Origin of the sequence: Acutalibacter caecimuris, from assembly GCF_034335085.1 — a bacterium.
GTDB lineage: Bacteria > Bacillota > Clostridia > Oscillospirales > Acutalibacteraceae > Acutalibacter > Acutalibacter caecimuris.
This window is the reverse complement of the sequence record NZ_JAWXXJ010000005.1, coordinates 139600-163072: the sequence shown is the minus strand read 5'-3', so window position 1 is coordinate 163072 and position 23473 is coordinate 139600. Positions and strand designations below refer to the sequence as shown.

General features: G+C 58.1%; 23 protein-coding genes. 12 read left to right on the top strand and 11 right to left on the bottom strand.

Annotated elements, in window-relative coordinates; translation table 11 throughout:
• Positions 1–106 precede the first annotated feature (106 nt).
• The 3 genes from U8U01_RS04940 to U8U01_RS04930 all read right to left on the bottom strand — a co-directional run bounded on the left by U8U01_RS04940 (position 107) and on the right by U8U01_RS04930 (position 2015).
• The gene (locus tag U8U01_RS04940; protein ID WP_322171175.1) at positions 107–328 is read right to left on the bottom strand and encodes a DUF3006 domain-containing protein; all 222 of its coding nucleotides are present in this window, start codon (positions 326–328) and stop codon (positions 107–109) included.
• 15 nt (positions 329–343) lie between these two features.
• The gene (locus U8U01_RS04935; RefSeq protein ID WP_322171173.1) at positions 344–1261 is read right to left on the bottom strand and encodes a ComEC/Rec2 family competence protein; all 918 of its coding nucleotides are present in this window, start codon (positions 1259–1261) and stop codon (positions 344–346) included.
• A gap of 109 nt (positions 1262–1370) precedes the next feature.
• Entirely contained in the window at positions 1371–2015 is a 645-nt protein-coding gene (locus tag U8U01_RS04930; RefSeq protein ID WP_322171170.1) for a TraX family protein, read from the bottom strand.
• A 115-nt stretch (positions 2016–2130) separates the two neighbouring features.
• Between U8U01_RS04930 and nth the strand changes: the two genes are divergently transcribed.
• Both nth and U8U01_RS04920 read left to right on the top strand, forming a co-directional pair.
• Positions 2131–2763, top strand: coding sequence for an endonuclease III (nth, locus tag U8U01_RS04925; protein ID WP_322171167.1), 633 nt, complete (start codon positions 2131–2133; stop codon positions 2761–2763).
• 204 nt (positions 2764–2967) lie between these two features.
• Entirely contained in the window at positions 2968–4134 is a 1167-nt protein-coding gene (locus U8U01_RS04920; protein ID WP_322171164.1) for a MalY/PatB family protein, read from the top strand.
• A gap of 167 nt (positions 4135–4301) precedes the next feature.
• On the opposite strand, the gene U8U01_RS04915 is transcribed toward U8U01_RS04920, so the two are convergent.
• Positions 4302–4916, bottom strand: a complete 615-nt coding sequence (locus tag U8U01_RS04915) for a ribonuclease H1 domain-containing protein (protein WP_322171161.1) — start codon at positions 4914–4916, stop codon at positions 4302–4304.
• A gap of 271 nt (positions 4917–5187) precedes the next feature.
• Here U8U01_RS04915 and U8U01_RS04910 point away from each other — a divergent pair, with 271 nt between their 5' ends.
• Genes U8U01_RS04910 through U8U01_RS04895 form a run of 4 tightly spaced genes read left to right on the top strand, consistent with a single transcriptional unit; the run spans position 5188 to position 11276 of the window.
• Positions 5188–6669, top strand: coding sequence for an efflux RND transporter periplasmic adaptor subunit (locus U8U01_RS04910; protein ID WP_322171158.1), 1482 nt, complete (start codon positions 5188–5190; stop codon positions 6667–6669).
• The gene (locus U8U01_RS17430) at positions 6666–7691 is read left to right on the top strand and encodes an ABC transporter ATP-binding protein (RefSeq protein ID WP_367575599.1); all 1026 of its coding nucleotides are present in this window, start codon (positions 6666–6668) and stop codon (positions 7689–7691) included. Before U8U01_RS04910 ends, U8U01_RS17430 begins: the two co-directional genes overlap by 4 nt.
• Positions 7684–10008: a biotin/lipoyl-binding protein gene (locus U8U01_RS04900; RefSeq protein ID WP_322171155.1), complete on the top strand. Its 2325-nt coding sequence runs from the start codon at positions 7684–7686 to the stop codon at positions 10006–10008. The genes U8U01_RS17430 and U8U01_RS04900 overlap by 8 nt, the downstream gene beginning before the upstream one ends.
• 11 nt (positions 10009–10019) lie before the next feature.
• Positions 10020–11276 carry an ABC transporter permease gene (locus U8U01_RS04895; RefSeq protein WP_322171152.1) on the top strand — a complete coding sequence of 419 codons (1257 nt, stop codon included), beginning with the start codon at positions 10020–10022 and terminating at the stop codon, positions 11274–11276.
• Between the two features lie 55 nt (positions 11277–11331).
• Here U8U01_RS04895 and U8U01_RS04890 read toward each other — a convergent pair whose 3' ends face one another.
• Genes U8U01_RS04890 through U8U01_RS04875 form a run of 4 tightly spaced genes read right to left on the bottom strand, consistent with a single transcriptional unit; the run spans position 11332 to position 14288 of the window.
• Complete coding sequence (locus U8U01_RS04890) at positions 11332–11841, bottom strand: GNAT family N-acetyltransferase (RefSeq protein WP_322171149.1); 510 nt, start codon at positions 11839–11841, stop codon at positions 11332–11334.
• A 20-nt stretch (positions 11842–11861) separates the two neighbouring features.
• On the bottom strand, positions 11862–12638 hold the full coding sequence (locus U8U01_RS04885) for an ABC transporter permease (protein ID WP_322171146.1): 777 nt from the start codon (positions 12636–12638) through the stop codon (positions 11862–11864).
• Between the two features lie 3 nt (positions 12639–12641).
• Entirely contained in the window at positions 12642–13445 is an 804-nt protein-coding gene (locus U8U01_RS04880; RefSeq protein WP_322171144.1) for an ABC transporter permease, read from the bottom strand.
• Positions 13446–13457: 12 nt separating this feature from the next.
• A complete protein-coding gene (locus U8U01_RS04875; RefSeq protein ID WP_367575598.1) occupies positions 13458–14288 on the bottom strand; it encodes an ABC transporter ATP-binding protein in 831 nt (276 codons plus the stop codon).
• Between the two features lie 283 nt (positions 14289–14571).
• Between U8U01_RS04875 and nhaC the strand changes: the two genes are divergently transcribed.
• The 3 genes from nhaC to U8U01_RS04860 all read left to right on the top strand — a co-directional run bounded on the left by nhaC (position 14572) and on the right by U8U01_RS04860 (position 17963).
• Complete coding sequence (gene nhaC / locus U8U01_RS04870) at positions 14572–15972, top strand: Na+/H+ antiporter NhaC (protein WP_322171141.1); 1401 nt, start codon at positions 14572–14574, stop codon at positions 15970–15972.
• A gap of 30 nt (positions 15973–16002) precedes the next feature.
• Positions 16003–17277: a nickel pincer cofactor biosynthesis protein LarC gene (gene larC, locus U8U01_RS04865; protein WP_322171138.1), complete on the top strand. Its 1275-nt coding sequence runs from the start codon at positions 16003–16005 to the stop codon at positions 17275–17277.
• Between the two features lie 68 nt (positions 17278–17345).
• Entirely contained in the window at positions 17346–17963 is a 618-nt protein-coding gene (locus U8U01_RS04860) for a flavodoxin family protein (RefSeq protein WP_322171136.1), read from the top strand.
• 591 nt (positions 17964–18554) lie between these two features.
• On the opposite strand, the gene U8U01_RS04855 is transcribed toward U8U01_RS04860, so the two are convergent.
• The 3 genes from U8U01_RS04855 to U8U01_RS04845 are packed head-to-tail and all read right to left on the bottom strand — an operon-like array spanning position 18555 to position 20570.
• Positions 18555–19286, bottom strand: a complete 732-nt coding sequence (locus tag U8U01_RS04855; RefSeq protein WP_322171133.1) for an ABC transporter permease — start codon at positions 19284–19286, stop codon at positions 18555–18557.
• Entirely contained in the window at positions 19283–20011 is a 729-nt protein-coding gene (locus U8U01_RS04850) for an ABC transporter ATP-binding protein (protein WP_322171129.1), read from the bottom strand. Before U8U01_RS04850 ends, U8U01_RS04855 begins: the two co-directional genes overlap by 4 nt.
• Entirely contained in the window at positions 19980–20570 is a 591-nt protein-coding gene (locus U8U01_RS04845) for a TetR/AcrR family transcriptional regulator (RefSeq protein WP_322171126.1), read from the bottom strand. Before U8U01_RS04845 ends, U8U01_RS04850 begins: the two co-directional genes overlap by 32 nt.
• Before the next feature lie 211 nt (positions 20571–20781).
• On the opposite strand from U8U01_RS04845, the gene U8U01_RS04840 reads away from it, so the two are divergent.
• The 3 genes from U8U01_RS04840 (at position 20782) to U8U01_RS04830 (ending at position 23287) form a co-directional block, all read left to right on the top strand.
• The gene (locus U8U01_RS04840; RefSeq protein ID WP_322171124.1) at positions 20782–21441 is read left to right on the top strand and encodes an HD domain-containing protein; all 660 of its coding nucleotides are present in this window, start codon (positions 20782–20784) and stop codon (positions 21439–21441) included.
• Positions 21442–21452: 11 nt separating this feature from the next.
• On the top strand, positions 21453–21932 hold the full coding sequence (locus U8U01_RS04835) for a hypothetical protein (protein WP_322171121.1): 480 nt from the start codon (positions 21453–21455) through the stop codon (positions 21930–21932).
• 107 nt (positions 21933–22039) lie between these two features.
• On the top strand, positions 22040–23287 hold the full coding sequence (locus tag U8U01_RS04830; RefSeq protein ID WP_322171119.1) for a serpin family protein: 1248 nt from the start codon (positions 22040–22042) through the stop codon (positions 23285–23287).
• Positions 23288–23473: the final 186 nt, after the last annotated feature.

The window sequence follows — 23473 nt, the reverse complement described above, 5'->3', positions numbered from 1 at the left end:
CATAACCCTGCCCAAACACCCAAAGGGCCGGCGCAACCTCCCTGCGTCGGCCCTTTTTCCCGCATAAATACGGCAGATCCTCCTTATGCCCCACACCCGGCGGGGTTCACCTTCCAAAGGCTTTGCGTTGTTTGGCGGCAATCCTCTCCCGGCGCGCCGCTGTTTCCTGCTGGTCCAGGCGCAATTCCCCCTCGCCGGTAATCACCAGCACGCAGCCTTCCGCCGCGTCTGCCGGTAGTTCTTCTATCTCAATGGCAAAGTATTTCTGCTCCGCGTCCTCACAAATGGCATATTTCCCCTCAAAGCGGTCAATGACCAACTGCCTCATGGCCGTCACACTCCTTCATTTTTCGGTTTTGATGCTTACGGTTTTCCCGTCATATAGAAATACCAGATCCCCGTCCGTGTCGGTGCGGTAGAGTTCCGCGCCAATCCCTTCCAATCGGATCAGGGTTTCTTCCCTGGGCAGCCGGTTCCGGTCCGGCCCGGCAGAGATCACCGCGTACCGGGGCGATACCGCCTCCAGAAATGACTGGGTGCTGGAGGTCTTGCTGCCGTGATGGGCCACCTTCAGCCAGTCGGCCCGAAGGGACAGCCCGCTCGTCAGCAGCCCTTCTTCTGCCTCGCGCTCCATGTCGCCACAGAAAAGGGCGGTAAATCCCCCACAGTCCAGGCGCAGTACCAGGGAGTTGTTGTTGCTCTCCCCATAATCCTGCGCCGGGCCCAAAGCCGTCAGCATGGCGTCGCCCAGCAGGAAACTTTGGCCCGGCTCCAGCAACATACGGTTGGGCGCTTTTTTCTCCAAAGCAGTCTGTAGCTGGGCAAAGGCCGGTGTATGCTCCTCCACCTCTTCCGTCACCGCAGCCTGTACAAAATTCTCTACAGGGATATCCCACAACACTTGGGCCATGCCGCCAATATGGTCGCTGTCCGGGTGGGACATAATAAGCCAATCCAGCTCCTCTACACCATGGCGGCTCAGGTAATCGGCTACCGCTCCCCCTGCAACCGGCTTGCCCGCATCCAGCAGCGCAGCCCGGCCCCGGCTTTTCAGGAGGATAGCATCGGCCTTGCCCACGTCGATCACATGGATCTCCAGCAGGCCCCCTTCTTGCCAATCCCCAAACCCGGAGGCCGTACCGGCCCATTTCCAAAAACTGTCCCCGACGGGCGTACAGGTGTACAGCAGCACCGCGGCCAAAAAGGTCAGCAAAAACCGCTTAAGCCTTGTGCCGCGCCCTTCTTTCCCCTGTGTGGCCATACCCAATCACCCCGCCCTGCCCCCATTATAGTACAAACCCGCCCCCAGCGCAAGAGGTTTTCCCTTGAAAGCGGCAGGCACGGTACGCCGGCATAATCCTTTCCCCCGGCTACCGCAGCAGAGAAACACCCCAAATCAGCAGCAAGTGGGCCGGATAAAACGCATAACAGAAATACCGCGGCAAGCGCCGCCCCCTTTGGCCATTGTACAGCCAAAGGGGCACAGCCGCGCAGCCAGCGTATATCTGGAACCAACTGCCGTGGTACAAACAACAAAGCAACGTACACGCCACCAGGCAGGACATCCCCGCCCAGCGCCGGTCCCGAAAGGCATAAAACCCTAATCCAACCAGCACGCCATAAGCGCCGTACATACAGCCCAGCCATTCCGCCAGCAGGGCCACACCCGCCGCGCCCAGCCAGCCGTACCATTTCCCTGCCTCGGCCAGCCAAAGGGCGAAAAAAATCAGCAACAATTCAAAAAAGATATTGCTCCAGGGCGGCAGCGCCCCCAGCCTTCCACGGGCAAACAACTGGTAAGGCGCCTCCGAGGCCACCGCAAACAGTGCCAGGCGCTGTACGTATTTCCCCCGGTTGGCCGTATGTATAAACCCTTCTACCAACATAAAGGCAAAAACTGGAAAGGACAGCCGCCCAATCATCCGCAGCAAATCCACGCCAGGGTATAGCCGGTAGCCCACATGGTCGATAAACATGGTGGATACGGCAATAAGCTGCAATACGGCTGAAGTCATTGGCAACGCCCCTCTCCCCGGTATTTTCTCCGCGCCTATTATAATCCCACGCTTTTCCCTTGTCAACCGCCCTAAATTGTTGTATGATGTAGAAAAAAGGAAAGGATGCCCCCCCATGGAAACACAAGAACTGGCCCTTTTGGCCGTTGACGCTTTAAAACAGGCATATCCCGACGCCCTCTGCTCACTGGACTATCAGGATCCTCTACAACTGCTGATCTCCACCCGGCTGGCTGCCCAGTGCACCGATGCCAGGGTCAATCTGGTCACACCGGCGCTTTTTGCCCGGTTCCCCACCCTGGAGGCTTTTTGTGAAGGCACCGAGGAGGAGATCGGCCAGCTAATCCACTCCTGTGGATTTTATAAAACCAAGTCCAAAGATATCCTGGCCGCCTGCAGGAAAATCCGGGATGATTTTGGCGGCCAGGTGCCGGACAACATGGAAGACCTACTCAGCCTGCCAGGCGTTGGCCGCAAAACCGCCAACCTGATCCTGGGCGATATCTTCCACAAGCCCGCCGTTGTTACCGACACCCACTGCATCCGCATTTCCGGGCGGCTGGGTCTGACAAAAAACACCGCCCCCCAAAAGGTGGAAAAAGACCTGCGGGACGTACTCCCGCCCGAAGACTCCAACGACTTCTGCCACCGCCTGGTGCTACACGGCCGGGCCGTCTGCACCGCCCGGAAAGCCCACTGTGAAACCTGCTGCATGGCAGGCTTTTGCAGCAAAACCGGGGTACAATAACCCAGGCCGCCCCCGGCCTACCAAGCTATGCAGGCAGGTGTAGATCCCGCCTGTCAAGGAAACCACAGGCAGTTTATCACGCTGCCCTACGAATAAAACCCTGCGGCGGTATTGACAAAACCCGCGGGAAATTGCATAATTATTTTATGGCACCCGTCAAATTACAGCGGGTTCCCACAAATTCTTACATAAGGGGATATCGGTATGAAGTATGATTTTGAAACGCTGGTAGACCGCTCCCATTGTGGCAGCGGCAAATGGAACGGGATGCGGGAAAAGAAACCCGACCTCTCTCCGGGCATCGTGCCCCTTTCTGTGGCAGATATGGAGTTCAAAAACCCGCCGGAGATCGCCCAGGGCCTAAAAACGTATATGGATACGCATATCCTCGGCTATACCAGCCCCACCCAAGAGTACCTGGAAACCGTATGCGCCTGGATGGAAAAGCGCCACCACTGGCATATTGAGCCGGAATGGATCATCGGCACCCATGGTGTGGTAGAGGCCCTGATGTTCTCCGTAAAGGCTTTCTGCCAGCCCGGCGACGGCATCATCGTATTCACGCCTGTCTACTACCCTTTCTACATGGCCATCGAAAACCACCATTGCCAGATCAGCCGTTGCCCGCTGCTGTATAAGGACAACGCCTATTCCATTGACTTTGACCTGCTGGAAACACTTGCGGCTGACAGCAACAATAAAATGCTCATCCTGTGCAGCCCCCACAACCCGGTGGGCCGGGTCTGGACGCCGGAGGAACTGCGGAAGATCTGCGACATCTGCCGGGCCCACGGCGTGCGCATCCTCAGCGACGAGATCCACTTTGACATCATCATGCCCGGTTTTGAGCATACGGTCATCCACAATGTGGCCCGGCCGGAGGACAACATCATCGTCTGTACCGCCCCCAGCAAAACCTTCAACCTGGCCACCATGCAGACCTCCAATATCATCATTCCCAGCGAGGAAGACCGCAAGCGGTTCCGGGAGATCGCGGGCTTTGGCGGCCCCTCCGCCCTGGGGCTGGAGGCCTGCCGCATCGCCTATACCCAGTGTGAAGGCTGGATGGAAGAGATGATCTCCGTCATCGACGCCAACCGGCAACTGGCGGTTGATTTCATCGCCGAAAGGCTCCCGGAAATCAAAACCGTCCAGTTGCAGGGCACCTATCTCTTGTGGCTGGATTGCACTGCCTTGGGCAAAACCAAAGAAGAGCTGGAAGAAATGACGGTGCAGAAAGCCGAATTGTTCCTGGACGAAGGCTATATGTTCGGCGACGAGGGCATTGGTTTTGAGCGGGTAAACCTGGCCGTACCCCAATGGGTCCTCCAAGCAGCCCTGGAAAGGCTGGAAAAAGCTGTAAAAGGATAAGCTTACCACATCGTAGCAAGCAAACCGCTTTACGCAACCTGTGCTGAAATCGCCTTTACAAGCACCTCTTAATCACATCCCTTAGCGTAAAGCAAAACACTTGGCACAGCAAAAAGCTGGACAGTTCCCCTGTCCAGCTTTTCCCATTTGTACATCCTGCACCGGCTTTAAAACCCCAGCGCCTGCCGGGCCAGGCTGTCCGCCATATCGTTATATTGGTCGCCCGAATGGCCCTTCACCTTCACAAAGCGCAGTTTCATCCTTTGGGCAAACGCCTGGCAGGCCGCCGCGTAGCGTTGTGTCCCGGCACGGTTTGCTTTCCAGCTTCCGTCTGCCCAGCGTCCCAGGCCCTCATAGTCGTGGTGTATCTCCACGCCGGGTATCCCCTGCTCCTGGCAGTACGCCAACACCGTCAGCACACCCATAATCTCCCCGGCCACATTGTGCATCTGGGCCATCTCCGGATCCACAAACTTTTCAGAGAATTCCACCTGTTCCCCCTGCCAAAACAGTACCGCCCCACAGGAAAACTCCCCGGTACGCTTGTCAAAGCTGCCGTCCACATAGGCCACGGCGCCGTCCCATGGGGTTTCGGGCGCAGGCTCCTTCCCTGCCTCCCAGCCCTGTAAAAAGTTTTCGGCCTCTTCCAGGGTGGGAAAGCTTTTGTAAACCGCGCCCCCCATACCTTGCACCTGTTTTTTGCACGCATCCCAGCTTGTATATATCTTCTGGCCCTCCCGGCCCACCCGGACTGCGTAAAATTTCTTCTTTGCCTGTGCCATAACTGCCTCCCGTTTTTTTCGTACATCCAGTATAACCTGAAAAAACTTAAAAATCAACTGTGACCTTTCAACGCCCCACGCGTTCTAATGGGTATACGGGGAAATCCCCCTTCCGCGCCGGTAATCCTCTGTTCATATGTTTACAAAATATTCAAATCCCCAGGCGAAAAAGCGGTTGATATGTTCTGGGAAATGTTGTATAATAACACAGTATATTGGTATCGTAAGGTATTTTCATCCGCATAATCTATCCCAAGGAGCGCATTGGTTTATGGAAAATAACACAACCAGCAATAAGCACGGCAGCCATATGAACAGTAAAAAACGGACCGGCCTCATTGTTGTGTCCTCTATCGTGGCAGTGGCTGTTATTGCCCTGTGCGTGTGGTTCTTTTGGCTGAAAGACTACCTGGCCGCCGGCAATGCCGACCCGGTATACGTCAGTTCGGTGGCCAGCATTACCGGCGCGGGCAGCGATAGCGACCCCCGGTATTCGGGCCTGGTAGAGCCCCAGCAGATCACCAAGATCAACAAGGACGACACCCGCACCGTTTCCGAAGTTCTGGTGCAGGAGGGGGACGAGGTATCCGTAGGCACTCCCCTGTTCCGCTATGATACCGAGGAGATGCAGCTTTCCATCCGGCAGGCCGAGTTGGAACTGGAAGGTATCTCCAACCAGATCACCACCTTCCAGGACCAAAAAAAGACCCTGGAGGCCGAAAAGGCCAAAGCCGGCAGCGACGAGCAGTACTCCTATGTGGTATCCATCCAATCGGTAGAGCTGAGCATTAAGGAACAGGAATACCAGCGCTCCGTCAAGCAAAGCGAACTGGAAAAGCTGAAGAAATCCCTGGACAACAACGAAGTCCTCTCCGAGGTGGAGGGCGTCATCCAGCAGATCAACCTCACCCCCAAAACCGACAACAACGGGCAACCCATGCCCTATATGAGCATCCTCTCCTCCGGCGAGTTCCGCATCAAAGGCACCATAACCGAGCAGAACATCGGCTCTATCTACGAGGGCCAGCCTGTCACCATCCGCTCCCGTGTGGATGCCGATACCGTGTGGAGCGGCACCATTGACAGCATCAGCTACGAGCCGGCGGAGAACAACAACAACAACGATATGATGTACTACGGCGGCATGGACCAGGGCCAGCAAAGTTCCAAATACAACTTCTATGTGGGCCTTGCCAATCTGGAAGGGTTGATACTGGGGCAGCACGTCTATATCGAGCCCCAGGCCGCCCAGAGCACCACCCAGCGGGAGGGCCTATGGCTGTCCGCCTCCTATATCCTTGTTGAAGGCGTGAAAGACGGCGAAGAGCCTACCGGCGACACCGTCGGCTATGTGTGGGTGCGCAACGAGGCCGAAAAACTGGAGAAACGGCAGGTCCTGCTGGGCGCGTATGACGCGGGCGAAAGCCTTTACGAAATCGTCAGCGGGCTGGAGCTCAGCGACTATATCGCCTACCCGATGGAAGGCCTGGTCGAGGGCGGCCCCACCACCACCGATGCCAGCGCCCAGGTCGACCCGGATATGGATATGAGTATGGGTGAAACCGACCCCGGCGCCAATATGGAGTTATTGGACCCCGATGATTTTGCCGGGGATATGATGCCCGATATGGACGGGGATACCGGCGGCGAGGCCGGTTCCGACGATGCCGGCGAAGATATTGCCCCTGAAAACGGGGACGGCGTCCTGGCCATGCCGCAGGCAGGTGAAGAAATAGGGGGCGTGGAAGAATGATGCTTGAACTGCGCAACATCTGCAAGACCTACCTGCAAGGCCGCATGGAAGTGCCCGTGCTCAAAGGCATTTCCCTTTCGGTGGAAGAGGGGGAGTACCTGGCCATCATGGGGCCTTCCGGCTCCGGCAAAACCACCCTGATGAACATCATCGGCTGCCTGGACAATCCCAGTTCCGGCGAATACCTGCTGGGGGATGAAAACATCGCCCAGGTCAGCGAAAGGCGTATGTCCGAGGTACGTCTGCACAGCATCGGCTTTGTGTTCCAAAGCTTTTACCTGTTAAGCCGCCAGTCCGCCCTGGAGAACGTGGCCCTTCCCCTGCTCTACGCCGGCGTCCGCCGCCGGGAACGCCAGGAGATCGCCCGCCGGGCCCTGGAGCGGGTCGGCCTGGGGGACCGCACAAACTTCAAGCCCACCCAGCTTTCCGGCGGCCAATGCCAGCGGGTGGCCATTGCCAGGGCCATTGTCAACAACCCCAAAATCATTCTGGCCGACGAGCCCACCGGCGCGCTGGACACCACCTCCGGCCAGCAGATTATGGAGATCTTCCAGAGCCTGAACGACGAGGGCGCCACCATCGTCATGATCACCCACGAGCCGGAGATCGCCGCCCACGCCAAACGCACCCTGCATATCCGCGACGGGCTGCTGCTGGGTGGCGCGGGCCAGCCATTGCCGGAGTTGTCCGCCCATGGCACGCCCCCGCCCCCACCGGCCGGTGCCGGAGCCCTGCCCCTTTCCGCTGTCCCCGCCCCGGCCGCCCATCCGGCAGGAAAACCTGCGGGGCGCACAGCCGCGCCGCAGCAGGCCGCAAAACCTGCACCGGCCCGGCCTCCCCAACAGGCGCAAAATGTGTATGGCAAAATCCCCGCCCCCGGCAAAGCGCCGGAAAGCCCTGCCCCCCGCCGGGAGGAGGAGCCCATCAGCGGCCAGTCCATCATCGCCGCGCTGGAACGCCAGCTCGATGCGCTGAAACAGGAGAACACATCCGCAGGAGGGGAGGGATCCGCCCATGAATAACAAAGTAAACCTGCGCAAAAGGCTGATCATCCTGGGTATCACCCTGTTGATCCTGGCCGGTATCATCACCGGCGTTGTGCTCTATTTAAATTACCGCAACGACCAGAAAACCGTGGAAGTCCTCTCCCTTACCGACTATAATGTGTCCACCAATTATTGGGGCGACCAGACTTCCAGTTCCGGCAATATCGTGTCCGATTTTGTCCAGGAAATCTACCCCGACTCCTCCAAAACCATCAGCGAAATTTTCGTGCAGGAGGGGCAAACCGTCAAGGTGGGCGACCCCCTGCTGCAATACGACCGCACTACGCTGGAGTTGGATATGGAGGCAAAGGAGATCGCCGTAAAACAGGCGGAGGTTAAAATCGACGAGGCCCAGCGGCAGCTAAAAAAGCTGCAAAACACCAAGCCGGCTCCAGGCGTGCAGCCCACCCGCAAGCCCACCCCCACGCCTAAGCCCACGCCCAAACCTACGCCTACCCCCACCCCGACCCCCAAACCCACGCCGGATGTGCACGTGTATAAGGAGTTGACGGCGGATTCCATCCCCTATAAGGGCACGGGTACCACCGAGGACCCCTACGTGTTCCTATGTGAGGAAGGCTACACCATGGGTTCGGATTTTCTGCGCCTGCTTTGGGGCCTGGATGTAGAGCCCACCTCTACCCCCACGCCCACATCAGCGCCCACACCGGACGCCACCCCTACCCCGGCGCCTACGCCGGACGACACGCCCGAACCCACCGCCACCCCGGAGCCTGACCCCACGATGACCCCGGAGCCGGAAACGACCCCGGAGCCGGACAACGCCGGTTCTCAACTGGATTCCGCACCGGTTTCCTTTGGCCGGGCGGGCCTGCTGGAAAGCGGCCTGGCACGGGTCAAATTCGCCCCGGAGGAGGACGAGGATGAGGACGGTTTCCAGTTGACTTCCCCCTTCGCAGCCGTGTTTGAAGTCCGGGAGTTCAACAATTCCCAGTGCAAACTGCTGTCCTCCGTCACCCTGGACGGCACCCAGTTCACAGCCGCCTTCCAGACAGGCGGCGTACTCAGCGGCGTGGCCGCGGGCGCCAGTGTAGCCAACCTGGGGGAGGGCCTGGATCTGCTGAACCGGGAAACAGCCAAGGCAACGCCTACCCCCACCCCCGACCCCAACAACTACAACCATATGGGGTACACTTCCGCTGATTTGAACCAGGCGATCAAAGAGAAAAAGCAGGAGATCACCCGGCTGAACCTGGACCTGAAACAGGCTAAACTGAACCTGGATAAATCCAAACGCGCCCTGGAAAACTCCACCGTGCTCAGTACCGTGGACGGCCAGGTGCGCTCGCTGCTGGACCTGGACTCCGCAATGGCCGAAAGCTTGCCCTTCCTGGTGGTTTCCGGTGCACAGCAGTACTATGTGTCCGGCACCCTGAGCGAAAACCTGCTGGGCAGCATCAACATCGGCGACCAGGTTTCCATTACCGCCTACGGTATGTCCGGTATGAACAGCTATACGGCCCAAATCGTGTCCATCTCCGATTTCCCTGTGGAGAACACCTATTATTACAGCTCCGGCAACTCCAATAGTTCCAACTACGAGTTTTCCTCCGTCATACTGGACCCGGACGACAACCTCCAGACAGGCAACTATGTAGAGATCAACATGAACGTCAACAACACGGCCGTCAGCAGCGATACTCTCTATCTCAACGCCCCCTATTTCCGGGAGGATGACGCAGGCTATTACGTGATGAAAGCCGGGCCGGATAACCGGCTGGTCAAAGCCTATGTCCAACTGGGCAAAAGCATCTGGAACGGCCAAGCCTACGAGATCAAGTCCGGCCTTACCCCGGAAGATTACCTGGCTTTCCCCTATAGTTCCGATGCCAAAGAGGGCGTACGGGTAGTCGACCAGAATACCCAGGAGCCACCCTTCACCGAGGACGGTGAGCCCGTGGAAAGCATTCCCGACGGGGCTGGTGATATGGACGGCATTACCGGTATGCCGGACGGCAGCCTGGCCACCGGCCCGGAGGATGCCTCGCTGCTACTGGGCGGCATGATCCTGAACGGCCTCCATGAGGTAGTCGGCAACGCGGGCACCGGCGATACCGCCTCGGATGATCCCACGCCGGACGGCGCCTCCTCCTCTACCCCGGAGGGCAGCACAACGCCGGACGGTTCCGGCGGCTCCACCACGGATGACGGCAGCACGGACAACACCGGGAACGGTGGGACCACCGGCAACGACAACAACGTACCCACAAGCCCCAGCGATATGGTGGACTATGACGACTATGTGCCCACCAGTCCGGGCGACCTGTACTAGGAGGTGACTGCATGATAGAGAATATACGCTTGTCCTTTCAGGGCATATGGGCCCACAAAATGCGTTCTTTCCTGACCATGCTGGGCATTATCATCGGCATCGCCTCCATTATCTCCATCGTGTCCACCATCAAGGGCACCAATGAGCAGATCAAGCAAAACCTCATCGGTGCCGGCAACAATGTTACCCGCATCCAGTTTTACAACAGCGACTATAACTATATCTACGATATGCGCGAAGGGATCCCGGACGGCATCCCCCAGGTAAGCGATAGCACCTTTGAAGAGATCCTGGCCATGCCCAATGTGGATGCCGCCGCCCGGTATACCCGGCGCTCCTATACCGATTACAACTTCTATTACGGCAATACCGAACTGTCCGGCTGCCCCATATACGGCATTGATAACGACTACTTCTCCACCTGTGGCTACTCCATCAAAAAGGGCCGGATGTTTGTACCCAATGACTTCACCCAGTTGCGCCCGGTAGCCATCCTGGACAGCACCACCGCCAAAACCCTGTTTGAGGGCGAAGACCCCCTCGGCAAAACCATCGAGTACAATTCCATTGCCCTAGTGGTGGTGGGCGTGGTGGAGATGGACATCAAGTTCGAGCCGGTCATCAACTCCATCGACGAATACTACACCTATATGGGCAACCGCAACGCCGGGGCTATCTTCCTACCCAACGCCATCTGGCCCTCCATGTTCGCGTATGACGAGCCGGAGGAACTGGCCGTCCGGGTCAGCTATACCGAGGCCATGTCAAAGGTAGGCAAAGATGTTGAGTCGCTGCTAAACACCTATAATACCAATACCACCGTGTCCTATAAGGCGGAAGATACCCTGGAGCAGGCAAAAGAACTCCAGGACCTCTCCAACGCCACCAACCAGCAGCTTGTCTGGATCGCCAGTATCTCCCTACTGGTAGGCGGTATCGGCGTCATGAACATCATGCTGGTGTCCGTCACCGAGCGCACACGGGAGATCGGCCTAAAAAAAGCCATCGGCGCAAAGAAAAGCCGCATCCTCTGGCAATTCCTTACCGAGGCCGCCATGCTCACCAGCCTGGGCGGCCTGCTGGGGGTAGGCGTGGGCATTGGCCTGGCCGAGTTGATCTCCCACATCGCGGAAACCCCGGTAGCCATCAGCGTACCGGCCATCATCTTCGGTGTGGTATTCTCCATGATCATCGGCATTATCTTCGGCCTGATGCCCTCCGTCAAAGCCGCCAACCTGAACCCCATCGACGCCCTGCGGCATGAGTGATCCCTACCCAACCGAAAAAGAGCCAGCCCATACAAGGCCGGCTCTTTTTGTGTGCTCACATATCTTTCCGGTACTTCAGCAGCTTATATCCGTACCCGTCATGGGGCCGGGTATGCTGTTCCAGCGCGTACTGCGCAAACCCGGCCTTGGCTGCCAGTGCCCGCGAGGCCCCGTTCTCCTCCCAAGAGGAGTAAAGGAACACCTTGGCCCCCCGTTCCCTGGCATGATCCAGCAGGCAGTCCAGCACCTGGCGGCCAAAGCCTCTCCCCCAGTAATCCGGCCCCAGGCAAATGCCGCTCTCCTCCCAGGTATCCCCCTCCACCTGTGCAATGCCCGCAAAGCCAATCGCCTCCCTGGTTGCTTTCAGAAATACCGTATAGGCCGTTTCCCGCTCCGCCTGAAAGGCAATGGTCCGGTGCATCCGCGCCTGGGCCTCCGCCGGGTCCGGGGACAACTCCAGCACCATATAGCGGAAACTCTCCGGGCGGCTCCACACATTCCGGTACATCGCCTCCCAATCCTCAAATCTCGCTTTCCCCAGTATCAAATCCTTCGTTTCCAGCACAATATGCCTCCTTATAGGTTTTAAGATCCCGTAGATTTATACCGCCGTACCCCCATCCGCCACACCCCCCAGCAGGGTACCACAAACAGGCAGGCAACCAGCGGCAAAAAGATAAACAGCGGGTTGCCGGAGCGCCCCAGCACATAGGTCAAGGGGTAATACTGCACCAGCGCATAGGGGATCAGGAAGGTACAAAAAGTAAGCATCCCCTTGCCGTAAATGGCAATGGGGTATTTGCCGTGCTCAATGGCCCCGTAGGTGAACACATTCATAAACTCCAGCCCCTGCAAGGTAAAAAAGGCAATGGAACCGTCCAGCAGGAACAGCGCCGAGAACAGCACCATCCCCCCGGTTATCATAAAAACCACCGTTATCACCCTGGGTACGTTCCAGTCCACCTGGCAGCTTGCCAGGCCATAGGCCAGCATAACGATCCCCTGTAGCAGCATCCCCAGGCGCACAAAGTCAATGCGGAAGGCCAGCACCTGAAAAATCTCATTCCGGGGGCGGCAGAGGATGCGGTCGAACTCCCCGTTGGCAATCATGCTGTCAAACACCTTGAACCCAGAGGCAAACATCTGGGCCACGGCAAACCCCATCAGCATAATGCCATAGCACAACATCACCTCCTCATAGCTAAACCCGGCCACGGTGTGGAACCGCCGGAACATAAAGAAAATGCCCAAAAACACCGTAAAGGAAGTGAGGAACGAGCCAATCAGCGTGGCAAAAAAGGAGCCCTTATACTGCATAATGGACTTTAGGTGGATCTCAAAGTATTTCATATACAGGCGCATGGTTCAACCTCCCTGAATAACCACATTTTTCAGTTCCATATGCTCCAGCAGCTTGCCCAGGGCCACAAGCGCCACCAGCCAAAACACTTGCAAAGCCATGTGGTACGCCATCTCCGTCCCGCAGATATCCCCGGTGTAAATGCGCAGCGGCACGTTCTGCATAGAGGAAAAAGGCAGCAACTCCATCACCTGGCGGATGCCCTCCGGGAAGAAGGGCAGGGGGATAATGGCCCCGGAAAAAAAGTCCGTTACCCCCACCGCAATCAGCCGCACGCCCCGGGCCGAGATGGTGTGGAAGGTAATCATGGCCACAATCATCGCTATGGCCGTCACCACCCCCACCGCCAGTGTCAGGGAGAGCAGGAACCACAGGAAAGCGCCCAGGTCCCCCGGCAGCATCAGCCCAAAAGGCGCCGGGAGCAGCAACGCCACCAGCAACGGGGGGGCGCAGCGCAGGAACCCGCCGGACACCCGGCTGGCCGCCGAGCGGGCATACCACATGGGGTAAACGCGCACCGGGCGGCACAGCTCATAAGCCACATTGCCGCTTTGGATGATATCCATGAACGCATTATCCAAGCCATTCATACTGATCATCACTAACAGCGCCTGCTGCAACCAGATATAGCTGGACAAAGCCTGAAACTCCATAGGGAATGCCGCCGGGTCGGACTCATAGAAGGCTTTAAAGGCCAAAATCGCCATAGCCCCCCAAAAAAACTGGCAGACCAGCCCCCCCAGGGCCGCCGCCCGGTACTGTAGCCCCATCACAAACCGCAAACGGAAAAACGCAAGATATTTTCTCATACCCCCACCCCCTCAGGTCACGTCGAACTTCCTGTAAAGTTCGGCAACGGTTTCGTCAATGTGCTCCCCGCCGCACCGGATGTCCTCCAGGCCGCCGTCCAGCAGAATGCGCCCCTTGCCGATGAGAAGGATCCGGCTGGCCAACGCCTCAATGTCCTGCATATCGTGGGTGGTCAAAATCACCGTGGTGCCCCGCTCCCGGTTCAGCCGCTTGATAAAATCCCGCACCGCCAGCTTGGACACCGCGTCCAGGCCAATGGTGGGCTCGTCCAGAAAGAGGATCTTCGGGCTGTGGAGCAGGGACCCGGCAATCTCACAGCGCATCCGCTGGCCCAGGGACAGTTGGCGGGTAGGGGTGCGCAGCAGTTCCTTCAGGCCCAGCATCCCGGTCAGTTCCTCCAGGTTCCGCTTATAAACTGCGGCCGGTATGCTGTAAATCTCCTTCAGCAGTTCAAACGAGTCGGTCACAGGCACATCCCACCAAAGCTGGCTGCGCTGCCCAAACACCACGCCAATCTCCTTCACATGGCGCACCCGTTCCTTCCAGGGCACCCGGCCGTTCACCAGGCATTTGCCGCTGTCCGGGGTCAAAATACCGCTGAGTATTTTGATGGTGCTGCTCTTCCCTGCGCCGTTAGGGCCTATGTAACCCACCATTTCCCCGTCGCCAATGGTAAAACTGATGCCGTCCAGCGCATGGATGTGCTCGTAATCCCGATGGAACAGGTTCTTCACCGCCTGGCCAAACCCGGCCTCCCGCCGGGCAACCTTAAAGGTCTTGCGCAGGTCTTGCACTTCAATCACACAGAACACTCCCTTCTTGATCACCGTTTTAGCTGCCATGACGCCCCGCCCAGCCGCGGAAAACGGGGGCTTGCCCTTTAGGCAAGGAATTCCATTATAGTCCATACCGCCTAAAGCGTCAAGGTGTCGAAAGAAATATTTTTTCCACGCACCCCGGTGTTCCGTGGAAAAAATCCACATAATTTTAGTGAAAAACGCCATAAATCCTACCCCTCTCCTCCGCCCTGCCCCTGTCCCCTCCCCTTGAGAAAAAAAGATTGAATAAAGTAGACTAATATGGTATAATTTACTCCGGCAAATAATCCCAAAAGGAGGCACCCCGATGTCACCCCAAGCAAAAGCGCCCACCCCTGTGGGCTTTTGGCCCGCCACCGCCCTGTTTGCAGCGCTGATCGCCCTGGTGGTTTCCTTTACCGCCGGGCTGGGCGCAGCGCCCCATGTACCCCTTCTACTGGCAGCCGCCCTGGCCGCCGGCGTGGGGGCGCTCCACCGTTTTTCCTGGCAGCAGATGCTGGACGGCATCTCCCAGGCCATCACCCCCGCCCTGCCCGCCCTGCTGATCATCATGTCCATCGGCATCCTGATCGCCGCCTGGATGGCCGGCGGCATCATCCCCACCATGGTCTACTACGGCCTGCAAATCATCTCCCCCCGTTTCTTCCTGGTAACGGCCCTGCTGCTCTGCTCCCTGGTGTCCCTGGCCATTGGCAGTTCCCTTTCCACCATCGGCACCGTAGGCGTAGCCCTTTTCGGTATCGGCGAGGCCATCGGCATCCCGCCGGCTATCACCGTGGGCGCCATCGTTTCCGGGGCGTATTTTGGCGACAAAATGTCCCCCCTCTCCGACACCACCAACCTGGCCCCCTCCGTGTCAGACACCAATGTATTCGACCATATCCGCCACATGATGGTCACAACCACCCCCACCTATGCTATCTGTATCCTGATCTACGGGGTGCTGGGCTTTGTATTCGGCGGCGGCGCAGCCGATAACACCCAGGTGGCCCAAACCCTCTCCACCCTCTCGTCCCAGTTTGTCATCCACCCGCTGTTGCTCCTGCCCCCGCTGCTGGTGCTGGTTATGGTGATCTTCCACATCCCGGCCCTGCCTGGCCTGCTGGGCGCCGCCCTACTGGGTATGCTGGCGGCCCTGTTTGTCCAGGGGGCTAACCTCAGCGCCCTGCTTGGGGGCGTCATGAACGGCTTTTCCGCCAGCACCGGCGTAGATACCGTGGACACCCTGCTCAACCGGGGCGGCATCCTCAGCATGATGCGCACCGTAGCCCTCATGCTCATCGCCCTAAGCTTTGCCGGCATCTTCGAGTGCACCGGCATGGCCAACTCCATTTTGGAGAAGGTGGTCGCCCATGTTAAGTCCGACCGCGGGCTGGTCATTGCCACCATCCTCACCGCCTGGGGCGTGCTGATCGGCACCGGCCAGCAGTACGTGGCCATCATCATGACCGGCCGGCTGTTCCGCCCCCTGTACCGGCAGCATAACCTAAAGCCCCAAAACCTCAGCCGCGCCCTGGAGGATGCCGGCACGGTATTTGGCGGCATTGTGCCCTACAGCACCGGGGCAGGCTTTACCGAAAATACGCTGGGCATCTCGGCCTGGCAGTACGCCCCCTTTACCTTCTTCGGCTGGATCAACCCCCTGGTCGCCATCACCATTGCCGCCTTGGGTAAAAGTATGCCCCACACCAAAAAAGCGGGCGAATAGCCGCCCCATCCCCCAAGAAAGGACACCCCTATGAAAACCCTCTATCTGGAATGCAACATGGGCGCTGCCGGCGATATGCTCACCGCTGCCCTGCTGGAGCTCCTCCCGGACCGGGAGGCATTTGTGGATGAGTTGAACGCCCTGGGCCTGCCCGGCGTGCGGTTTACTGCCGGGCAGGCGGTCAAATGCGGCGTGACCGGCACCCATGTAACCGTCACCGTAAACGGCCAGGAGGAACACACCCACGATGTGCCCCAAGGCCACACCCACACTCACGAACATGAACACTCCCTTGAGCACACCCACGAACACGCCCACACCCACGAACATGAGCACTCTCATGAGCACCCCCATGGGCACGGGCACACCCACCACCATGCGGGCCTGCACGATGTAGCCCACATCATCTCCCACCTGCAAGTGCCCGAAGAAGTCCGCACCCATATCCTGGCCGTCTACCGGCTGATCGCCCAGGCGGAAAGCCACGCCCACGGTGTGCCGGTAGAGGAAGTCCACTTCCACGAGGTAGGCGCCCTGGACGCCATAGCCGACGTAACCGCCGTCTGCCTGCTGATGCACCGCCTGGCGCCCCAGCAAGTGGTCTGTTCCCCTGTCCATGTAGGCAGCGGGCAGGTACGCTGTGCCCACGGCATCTTGCCGGTCCCCGCACCGGCCACCGCCCATATCCTCCAGGGCGTACCCACCTACGGCGGGGCCATCAACGGCGAACTGTGCACCCCCACGGGGGCAGCGCTGCTCCTGCACTTTGCCGGGGCCTTCGGCCCTGCCCCGGCTATGTGTACCGAAAAAATCGGCTACGGCATGGGCACCAAAGACTTCCCCGCCCTAAACGCCGTGCGGGCCATGCTGGGCGATACCGGCGATACCAGTGGCCAGGTAACGGAACTGCGCTGCAACCTGGACGACATGACCCCCGAGGCCATTGCCTTTGCGGCAGAGCGCCTTCTGGATGCCGGGGCCCTGGATGCCTTCACCACAGCCATCGGCATGAAAAAAGGCCGGCCCGGGGTGCTGCTCACCTGCCTGTGCCGGCCGGAGGATGCCGAAAAAATGGCCGGCCTGCTGTTCACCCACACCACCACCCTGGGCGTGCGGGAAACCCTCTGCGCCCGCCGGGTGCTGCGCCGTTCCCAGCACACCGCCACCACCCCTTACGGGGAGGTGCGGGTCAAAACCGCCGGGGGCTGGGGCGTCACCCGCCAAAAGCCCGAATACGAGGATGTGGCCCGCATTGCCCTGGAACAGGGCCTCACCTTGGCAGAAGTGGCCGGGTTGGTCCCATAACCCGGCATTTTCCCGCCGCCCCGCTATATATACTATATAATAACCTGATAAACCAAGGAGGATCCCACATGAAAGTCCTGATGATCAACGGCAGCCCCCACGCCAATGGCAATACTTACACCGCCCTCCAGCAGATGGAGCAGGTTTTCACCCAGGCCGGGGTCGAAACCGAAACCATCCACATAGGCAATAAGGCCATCCGGGGGTGCATCGCCTGCCGGAAGTGCGGCGAGTTGGGCCATTGCGTGTTTGATGACCTGGTCAATGAAACCGCGCCCAAATTCCAGGCTTGCGACGGGCTGGTGGTAGGCTCGCCGGTATATTACGCCTCGGCCAACGCCACGCTGGTAGCCTTTATGACCCGCCTCTTTTACAGCGCCCCCTTTGATAAAACCATGAAGGTAGGCGCGGCCGTGGCCGCGGCCCGCCGGGGCGGCCTCACCGCCACCTATGACGAGCTCAACAAGTTCTTCGCCATTTCCGGTATGCCCATTGCCTCCGGGCAGTACTGGAACGGCATCCATGGCCAAACCCCCGGCCAGGCCGAGGGCGATGCCGAGGGCCTGCAAATGATGCGCACCCTGGCCCGGAACATGGTTTTCCTCATGAAGAGCATCGCCCTTGGCAAGGCCCAGTTCGGCCTGCCGGAGCACGAGCCCAAGCAGTTCACCAACTTTATCCGCTAACCCCACGCAAACCGGGCGGAAGGCTTACCCAGCCTCCCGCCCTTCCCTTTTCCCCAAATCCGAAACGCCCCCGCTCCTCCATCATCCCCATAGGGCTGCACCGCAAATGCCCGGCACACCAATCACATCGCAATGTATATAACAAAAAAATTTATTAAAAAGTCTAGGGCTTGTTTGAAAAATCGAAAACGTCGTCTTTTTTGCCATAAGAGGCCACTTTCTACGTCGAAAATCCTCGTCAATCGCGAGATTGCCTTGCGGTTTTCTCCTTGAAATTGCCCCCTTCTGGCCAAAAATTCGTCATTTCCTCTATTTTCAAACAAGCCCTATTCTTATAGTATCGTTTGATGTTTAAACAAACATCTCCATTGGGCGCCCCCTCCCCACACCCGAAACACCGCCCCGGCCAGCCGTCCCCGTCAACGCACCAACTGGGCTCGCGAATCGAACACAAAAACAGGCTGCCTCCCTCCCACTTCCTCCCCTGCCGGTTTTCCCCCAAAAATACCCCTCTAAGACCCCGCTATAAACCGCCCAAGACCCCCGCAACAACCCGGTAAGAAGTGCCTACTATCGCCCCCATAACCCTGCCTAATCTCTGCGCATTTGAGCCGTAAACACCCATATTGCCCCGGTGAATATCACCACACCATATCTCAAAACCCACCATAAGTGCGGCCAAATGCCCGCGAAATCCCCCACCAACGCAGCCTTTTCCACCTCCACCCCATGGACAAAGGGCAATATATAGGCAATCCGCTTAAACGGACCGCCCACCAGATCCAAATCAAACCATATCCCCGAAAACCAGGCAGCCACATTGGTCAGCAGAGCCCCGCAAATCCCGCCTACCTGTTTCACGGAAAGCACACTCCCACACAGCAGCCCAAGCCCAATATACGGTATAGAAACAGGCAATATCAGCAATATAGAGCATAAAGTATACCATGTCACCGGCAGGCCGAGCCCCCACGCGGCCAGATAGCAGGCCACGCATTGCCCCAAAGCAATAGGAAATACCGGCAGCGCGTACCCCAAAATGTAGTCCGCCCCCGTCAATGGTGACGTATATAGCCGCTGCAACAAAGCACTCTCCCGGTCTTTGGCAATCAGCGTAGCGGAAAACAGCGTCATAAAAGACAGCCCAAACACAGCCATCCCCGGGGCCAGCCGTTCCAGTTCAAACAAACGAACCGGGATATTTGCCTGTAAAAGGGTCATTAACAGCAGTAATACCAGCGGAAAACCCAGCCCAAAGGCCAAATTCAACGGATCCCGCAAAATCTCTACAGCCGTTCGCCGTGAAAATGCCCATAATCTCACACGATCCCCTCCTTCACAATGCGCACAAAGGCCTCCTCCAGCCCTTCCACACCGGCCCGTGCTTTCAGTTCCTGGGCAGTACCCAGGGCCAGCAATCTGCCGCCCTGCATAATACCAATACGGTCTGAGAGCGCCTCAGCCTCCTCCATATAGTGGGTGGTCAGCACAATCGTCACCTTCCCCTTCAGTGCCCGGATACGCTCCCACAGTTCCGCCCGTGCCAATACATCCAGCCCCAAGGTGGGCTCATCCAAAAACAGCACCCGCGGCTGGCTTACCAAAGCCATCGCGATACTTAACCGCCTTTGCCACCCCCCGGAAAGCTTACCGGCCCGGCGTTTTAGCAACTCGCCCAACGCAAACTGCTCCGCCAAACGGCCAGCCAGCGCCTCCCCTTCCCTGCGGGAAAAACCGTGAATGCCGCACATCAGCCGCAGGTTTTCCCCAGCGGTCAGGTTCGGGGCAACCGCCGTTTCCTGAGGGGACACACCAATCAGCGCCTTAACAGCAGCCGTTTCCTGTGTAACGCTTTTCCCTTCTATCAGGGCCTCCCCGGCAGTGGGCCGGGCCAGGCAAGAGAGCATTTTGATGGTGGTAGACTTCCCGGCGCCGTTTACGCCCAGCAGCGCAAACAGTTCCCCCTGCTCTACCTGTAGGTCAAGCTTGTCTACAGCGGTCAGCCCCTTGTAGCGCTTAACCAGTCCTACTGTCTTTATCGCTGTCATGTTGCCCACCTCCTAAAAACCGGGCTTTCACGCCCTCAAACGCGTCCGTCAGCATATTGCTGATCATCCCGTCCTCCCATTGCAAATAATTAGTTGCCAGCATAGTGGCAATGCCGTGGACGAACACCCACATCTCCAGGTGGAAGAAAAACGCCCGCTCCCTGGTCATGCCGGTACTTTGCTGGATCATGGCAAGGATAGGCGCCAATTCCTCCTGATCGTCCGAAACCGGCTCGCCGGTGCGGTCACGCATAAAAATCAGCTTAAACAGCTCCTTTTCCTCTTTTGCAAAGAGGATATACCCCATACCGCTGGCCTTATAGGGTGGGTATTGGCTGCTGCCCCCGGTGATATAGCCTTGGTAAATCCGGTGCGCTGCCTGCATCACCTCGTCCTGTAATTCTTCCATATTTTGAAACAGGCCAAAAATGACCTTAGGTGAGGCGCCAAGCCGGGCTGCAACCCCTCTGGCCGTAACGGCGTCCATCCCCTTTTCCTGGGCAACCGCCACGGCAGCGGTTATAATCTCCTTCCGGGTAAATTTGCTTTTTGGCGGCATGGGTCACCCTCCTTTTTAAGAAACGCACGTTTCGCAACTTCTGTTTTCATTATAACAGCCACTGTTACCTTTGTCAATAGGCAATCAAAGCCCTGGCCTATCCCCTCCGTTAATAGCTGACCTGTGTGGCCTGCCCTGAGCAAAGCCCCATTTCCTCTTGCAATCTCCTCCTGCTTGTGTTACACTCAAAGAAAAAGCAAGGAGCAACGCCATGATAACCTATCAGGATATTCAGCGCGACCCCGCCATTAAAACCTATATCTCCCAGGCTGATGCCTCTATGGCCGCCCTGGGCTTTACCGAACACAGTTTCGCCCATGTGGGCCGGGTCGCCACCACGGCCGGCTCCATCCTGCGGGAACTGGGCTACCCGGCCCGTACCGTAGAGTTGACCATGATCGCCGCTTATCTGCATGATATAGGCAATCTGGTCAACCGGGTAGACCACAGCCAAAGCGGGGCCGTCATGGCCTTCCGCCTGCTGGACAACATGGGTTTCCCCCCTGAGGAGATCGCCCTGATCGCCACGGCCATTGGCAACCATGACGAGGGCACCGGCGTGCCGGTCAGCGCTGAAGCCGCCGCCCTGATCCTGGCGGACAAGTCCGACGTACGCCGCAGCCGGGTTCGGGGCAAAGACCCGGCCAAGTTTGACATCCATGACCGGGTAAACTACTCTGTCACCGGCTCCCGGCTTGACATTGACCGGGAACACAAGGCCATCTGGCTCCGGCTGGAGATCGACCCCAATTTCAGTTCTGTGATGGAGTATTTCGAGATTTTTATGGCCCGGATGCTCCTTTGCGGCAAGGCGGCGGAAAAGCTTGGGGTACAGTTCAAGCTGGCTATCAACGGCCAGCAGGTGATTTAAGGGAGGGTGCCATGCAGTATTGCGAAAAATGCCGGCGGGCCTGCCCAAATGAGCTTACCCGGTGCCCTGCCTGCCGCAGCCAGAAACTCCGTCCACTGGATGGGCAGGATATGGTCTTTCTCTGCGGGTGCGATATGTACACAGCCCAGCAACTGCACACAGCGCTGGAAGAGGCCGGCATCCCCAGTAAAATGGAGGATGCCGGGCAATCCTATTTTTCCTTTGACAGCGACTCCATGCCCACCGACCAGAAAGTCTACGTGCCATTTGAACAGTTGGAGCAGGCCAATGACCTGGCCGCGCAGGTAAGCCGCCAGGTAGAGTCGGAACGTTCCGGCAAAGATGGCGCCCAGCCTGCCTCTCCCCCTACTGCCAAGCGCATCGTGGGGGAGGTGCTGTCTATCGTCGCCTTTTTGGTGCTGATTATGCTGGCCGTATACGGCGCCGACGGGTTTGCAAACTGGCTCAAATCCCTTTTGGGTATAGGCTGAGCCTCCAGGGCGGGCAGTTTTCTCCAAACCGTTTGCCTTTTCTTGTAACCTCCCTGCCCCAAAAGACGATGATAGGGTTAGAAACCATCCTGAAAGGCGGCGATCTTATGAGAGCGACCATCCTAAAAAAACTGTTCCTCTCCACCCTTTGCCTGGCCCTAACCGGGGCTTTGGCCCTTGGCGGCTGTGGCGGCCCCATCTCCGGGGGCAAGCCTCCCAAGCTTAGCGAAACAGACCCAAACTGCCCCACTGCCCTCACCACATTCGGCCTGGATCTGCTAAAACACGCCCTGCAAAAGCAGCCCGCGGAAAACGCCTTACTCTCTCCCCTCTCCATCACAAATGCATTGGCTATGACGGCCAACGGCGCCCAGGGGGATACCCTAGCCCAGATGGAAACCGCCTTTGGCACGGAAATTGCCCCGTTGAGGGAGTTCCTGTCCGCCTACAACGCAGCTTTGCCTGTCGGGGACAAGTATCGCCTGCACCAGGCCAATTCCCTTTGGGTAAAGGAAGAGGAAGTGGCCCTGGAGCCGGGTTTCCTTCAGCTAAACACCGGCTATTTTGGGGCCAACCTATTCGAAAAGCCCTTTGACGATACCACTTTGGAAGAGATAAATAGTTGGGTCAGTAAGCACACCAGCGAAATGATCCCCCAAATGCTGGACAAGCTGCCCAAAGACACGGTGCTGATGCTGGTCAACGCCCTGGCCTTTGAGGCGGAATGGGAGCAGGTATATAACGAATACGATGTGCTGGAGCGGCTGTTCACCCATGCGGACGGCACAGAAACCAGTGTGCCCATGATGGCCTCCACGGAAAAGGTTTACCTACAGGATGGCCAGGCACAGGGCTTTATAAAATTTTACGCAGACCGCCAATATGCCTTTGCCGCGCTGTTGCCGGATGAAGGTGTATCTCTCAGCGACTACCTGGCCGGGTTAAGCGGCCAACATCTCCACCAGCTACTTACCGGCGGGCAAGACCAGCCTGTGCTGGTAGAAATCCCTAAGTTCCAAGCGGACTATAACATCTCGCTGGCCCAAACCCTACAGGATATGGGGATCCGCGACGCCTTTGACGCCGAACGGGCCGATTTTTCCGGTATGGGCCATGGGGCGCAGGGTGAGCCCCTTTTCATCAGCCATGTGCTGCACAAAACCCATATTTCCGTGTACGAGCAGGGCACCAAAGCCGGCGCTGCCACTGTAGTGGCTATGGCAGAGGGGGCCGCCCTTGTGGACGACCTGCCCGCGGTCCGCCTGAACCGCCCCTTCCTCTATATGATTCTTGACGCCGAAACCCGCCTGCCGGTCTTTCTGGGGGCCATGTATGCCCCTCAGCAGGCTGAATAACCATCCATAAAGGCGGCTACCCGTCCCTTTGCCCCCCTTCCACACAAGGGGGGCTTTTTCGTGGCATTTTGCAATCGGTGGGCCTACACAGGGCCAGCGGCCGCAAACCCGGCTTTATAAACAGTTTATAAATCTCTTCAATACTCATAAGACTCACGGAATATTTTTTATAAATCCTGCAATTTT